General features: G+C 71.3%; 3 protein-coding genes and 1 pseudogene. 2 read left to right on the plus strand and 2 right to left on the minus strand.

Going from position 1 to position 4,312, the window contains the following annotated elements:
- The first annotated feature begins 138 nt into the window (after positions 1-138).
- Positions 139-1,476, plus strand: a complete 1,338-nt coding sequence (locus D0D15_RS35340; RefSeq protein WP_233157413.1) for a glycosyltransferase family 4 protein — start codon at positions 139-141, stop codon at positions 1,474-1,476.
- Between the two features lie 148 nt (positions 1,477-1,624).
- Here D0D15_RS35340 and D0D15_RS35345 read toward each other — a convergent pair whose 3' ends face one another.
- Positions 1,625-2,083, minus strand: coding sequence for a nuclear transport factor 2 family protein (locus tag D0D15_RS35345; protein ID WP_094007447.1), 459 nt, complete (start codon positions 2,081-2,083; stop codon positions 1,625-1,627).
- Between the two features lie 88 nt (positions 2,084-2,171).
- On the opposite strand from D0D15_RS35345, the gene D0D15_RS35350 reads away from it, so the two are divergent.
- Positions 2,172-2,717, plus strand: coding sequence for a TetR/AcrR family transcriptional regulator (locus D0D15_RS35350; protein WP_094007448.1), 546 nt, complete (start codon positions 2,172-2,174; stop codon positions 2,715-2,717).
- Between the two features lie 1,468 nt (positions 2,718-4,185).
- Here the strand turns inward: D0D15_RS35350 and D0D15_RS35355 are convergent.
- Positions 4,186-4,312 (minus strand): annotated as a pseudogene (locus tag D0D15_RS35355) (IS630 family transposase); the annotation flags it as partial.

Below are 4,312 nucleotides of genomic sequence, written 5' to 3' on the forward strand. Positions count from 1 at the left end.
TTCTTCGGCCACGTCCGAATTGTATAATAGACCGCACCCCATCCCCCCAGCCCCGCACCTTGTGATCGAGATCACTCCCGAACATACGGGGTCTTCGGGCGGTTCAGTTCTTAGTTGACCAGTGAGTAACCTCCTGTCATGCGCGTGCTGATGCTGTCCTGGGAGTACCCGCCCGTCGTGGTCGGCGGGCTGGCCCGTCACGTGCACGCGCTGGCCCGGCATCTCGTCCGGGACGGGCACGAGGTCGTGGTCCTCTCGCGGCATCCGGCCGGCACCGACGCGCACACGCACCCCACGACGGATCTGGTGGTCGAAGGCGTGCGCATCATCCGCGTCGCCGAGGATCCGATGCACGTGACGTTCGAGCGGGACCTCGTGGCGTGGACCCTGGCGATGGGCCACGGCATGGCGCGCGCGGGGCTCGAGCTGGCGCGGTCGTGGCAGCCGGACGTCGTGCACGCCCACGACTGGCTCGTGGCGCACCCGGCGATCAGCCTGGCGGGCGCGCTCCGGCGGCCCCTGGTCGGGACGATCCACGCGACCGAGGCCGGCCGGCACTCGGGGTGGCTGTCGCAGCCGTTGAACCAGCAGGTGCACTCCGTGGAGTGGTGGCTGGCGAACCGGTCGGACGCGCTGATCACGTGCTCACAGGCGATGCGCGCCGAGGTCGCGAAGCTGTTCGAGGTGTCGGCGGAGGACATCACGGTCATCCACAACGGCATCGAGGAACGCGGCTGGCAGGTCGCGGCGGACGAGGTCGCGCGGGCGCGGGAGAAGTACGCGCCGGGTGGTGAGCCGCTGCTGTTGTTCTTCGGGCGTCTGGAGTGGGAGAAGGGCGTCCAGGACCTGGTGTCGGCGCTGCCGAAGATCCGGCGCGCGCATCGCGGGACGCGGCTGGTGGTCGCCGGGCGGGGGCGGCACCTGGACGAGCTGGTCAAGCAGGTGCGGCGGATGCGGATGCAGCACGCGGTCGAGTTCGCCGGGCACCTGCGGGACCGCGAGTTGCGGGCGGTGCTGGCGGCGGCGGACGCGGTCGTGCTGCCGAGCCGGTACGAGCCGTTCGGGATCGTCGCGCTGGAAGCGGCGGCCGCGCGCGCGCCACTGGTGGCTTCGACGGCCGGTGGGCTGGGCGAGGTCGTCGTCGACGGGGTCACCGGACTGTCGTTCGCGCCCGGGGACGTGGCCGCGCTGACGGCGGCGGTGAACTCGGTGCTGCGGGACCGCGAGGCCGCGGAGAGCCGCGCGCGGACGGCGCAGGCCCGCCTCGCCGACGACTTCGACTGGGCCCGCATCGCGGCGACGACCGCGGAGGTCTACCGCAAGGCACGCATCCGCGACCACGGCGAGCTGGGACGCCCGAAGATCCCGACGGGCAACGTGCTGAACCCCGAGCCGCCGACCGTGGCCGCGAAGCCCGCCACTCGCCAGCGCGCCGCACGCGGAACTGCCGCCGGCACAAGGAAGTCCGCCCGCTGAGCGGTTCGTGGGCGCAAGGCCGCCCGCGGCCGTTCGGCAACTGGGTCGGTGAACCACTCGCCGAGAGGCGGCGTTGCGCGGGCAGGCCACCGCACGTACGAAGTGGACGGCCGGTTCGCACACGGCCGCGCCGATCGAGTCCGGGCGGTCAGAACACCGGGAGCGGCTGGCCGCGCTCGGCTTCTGAGCGGGGGCCGAAGTTGCGGCGCTCGGATTCGGTGATCGGGGTGTCGTTGATGCTCGCCTCGCGGCGGCGCATCAGGCCGTTCTCCGTGAATTCCCAGAGTTCGTTGCCGTAGCTGCGCCACCACTGGCCACCGGCGTCGCGGCATTCGTACTGGAAGCGCACGGCGATCCGGCTGCCGCGAAAGCCCCACAGTTCCTTGCGCAGCGCGTAGTCCAGTTCGCGACCCCACTTCCGGCGCAGGAACTCGACGATCGCGTCGCGGCCGATGACGTGCTGGTCGCGGTTTCGCCAGACCGAGTCCGGGGTGTAGGCCGGCGCGACCTTTTCCGGGTCCCTGGTGTTCCAGGCGTCCTCGGCGGCCTGGACCTTCTGGGCGGCGGTGGTCTCGTCGAAGGGCGGGAACGGCGGGCGGTCGGACACGGGGGCTCCTCCACGTTCGGAGAACGAGCGTTCTCCACTGGTGCGCTACCCTAGAGAACGAACGTTCTCCACGCAAGGACCGGGTGTGATGGACCACGACGAAGCACGGGCGAAGCTGCTCGACACGGCTGAGGAGCTGTTCTACGCGCGGGGTATCCAGGCGGTGGGCATGGACGCGATCCGGTCGGGGTCGGGCGTGTCGCTGAAGCGGTTGTACCAGTGCTTCCCGGCGAAGAGCGACCTCGTCGAGGCCTACCTGCGCCGCCGGGATGAGCGGTGGCGCAGGTCGCTCGCGGAGTACGTCGGGGCCCAGCCACCGGCCGAGGCGGTGCCGGCGGTGTTCGACTGGCTGCGGCAGTGGTTCAGCGAGGACGATTTCCGGGGGTGTGCGTTCATCAACTCCTTCGGCGAGCTCGGGGAGGGGGCGCCGGGGGTCGCGCGGGTGGTGCGGGAGCACAAGGACCTGGTGCGGGATTACCTGCGGACCGTGGCCGGTTCCGACGAGCTCGGCGACCAGATCTTCGCGCTACTCGAAGGCGCGACGGTGATCGCGGGCATCACCGGCGACCCCGGTGCGGCCGACAGAGCGAAGGCCGCGGCGGAGACCTTGGTGCGAGCCGCTTCCACGAGGTGAGAAGGCGTCTCGGGGCAGCCCGAGGCAGAGGTGACGGCAACCTGCCTAGACGAGCAGCACTGACGACAAGCGCCGATGGCCACCTGGCGAGGGGCCTGGGGGTTCACGTGGGCGTTCTTTCCCGGGGCGCCACCGGGAGCATCTTCGGTGGACACTGCCCGAAGACACCGCGCGGGGACTACCAGTTGCGTCGCGCCGTGGGGCAACTCGGCGGACATCATCGGAGGGACACTTCGGGAGCGACCACGACAAGCACCACTCAGGAGGCTACGCCTGAGGGGCTACGCCTCGATACGCCCCGCGCGGTGCCCCAAGCTGCACCGGCCGAGTGGTACCGGCCGACCGGGCCGGGCGAAGGGGCCGCCCGAAGGGCGCCGACCACACCTGCACTACCGGAGGGGTGCCGACCGTATCGGCGCCGCCCGAGTGGCGCCGCCCGAGTGGCACCGGCCGTACCGGCACCGCCCGTGGGGTCCTGCCCGAAGTGCGCTGGCCGCACCGGCACTGCCGGGGGCACCGGCCGCACCCGTGCCGCCCGACCGGCACCGCCCGAAGGGCGCTGCCGCAACGGCACTGCCTGAGCGGTGCCAGTGCGGCCAGAGTGGAACCGGCCGAGGAGCGTCGGCCGCACGGGCGCCTCCGAGGGGTGCCACCTAAGCGGGGCCGGTGAGGACCCACCCCGAGAGGTACAGGCAGAGCCGTGCAGGGCGACGAGTCCGCCCGAGTGCTGCCTCCGGGGCGCCGCCTGCGCGGCCTCCTGAGGAACCACCCGAGTCATGCATGCTGAGCGGTCCAAGCCCCGCGGCGTCGGCCGAACCGTGCCTAGGCGAGGTCCCGGCCGAACCCGTGCACGCCGAGCGATGCAGGCTGAACCGTGCTGCCCGAGCCCACGAGGCCGAGGCGTGCAAGGGCAAGCCATGCTTAGCCGAGCAGTACGAAAGCCAGCCGTGCAGGCTGTGCGGGGCGAGTGCGATCCGTGCAGGCTGCGTGGTGCCGTCCGAGCCGTACAGGCCAAGCTCTACAGGCCAAGCCTCGCGAAGGTCAGTCGCCGAAGCCCGAGCCGCGCGAAGGCCGGCCGTACGAGGCCGCGCCGTGCAAGGCCGCGTGCGGGCCGAGCCGTACGAGGACGAGCCGTCCGAATGCGAGGCATCCGAAGGCGAGCGGTGTGAGGGCGAGCAGCGCGAAGGCCAACCGTGCGAAGGCCAGCTGAGCCCTGCGGGGAGAGCGGCGCAAGGCCGAGCTGTGCGAAGACCAGCCGCGCGACGCCGAGCCGCGCGAAGTTGAGCCATGCGAAGGCGAGCCGCACGAAGGCGAGCCATCGGAAGGCCAGCCGTACGAGGGCGAGCCGTCCGAAGGCCAGCCGTATGAAGCCGAGCCGTACGAGGGCGAGTCCTCCGGAGGCCAGCCGTGCGAAGGCGAGGCGTACGGAGGCGAGTTGTGCGGAGGGAGCCGAGCAGGCTGAGCCGTGCTAGTGTCCTGAGTTATTAATTCGCGTGCAGTAGCGTGCGATGGAGTCAAGGATCTGGTCGGCGGTCTTGGTCCAGACGTAGGGCCGTGGTTCGTTGTTCCAGGTCTCGATCCATGCGCGGATGTCG

Origin of the sequence: Amycolatopsis thermalba (genome assembly GCF_003385215.1) — a bacterium.
GTDB classification, from domain to species: domain Bacteria; phylum Actinomycetota; class Actinomycetes; order Mycobacteriales; family Pseudonocardiaceae; genus Amycolatopsis_E; species Amycolatopsis_E thermalba.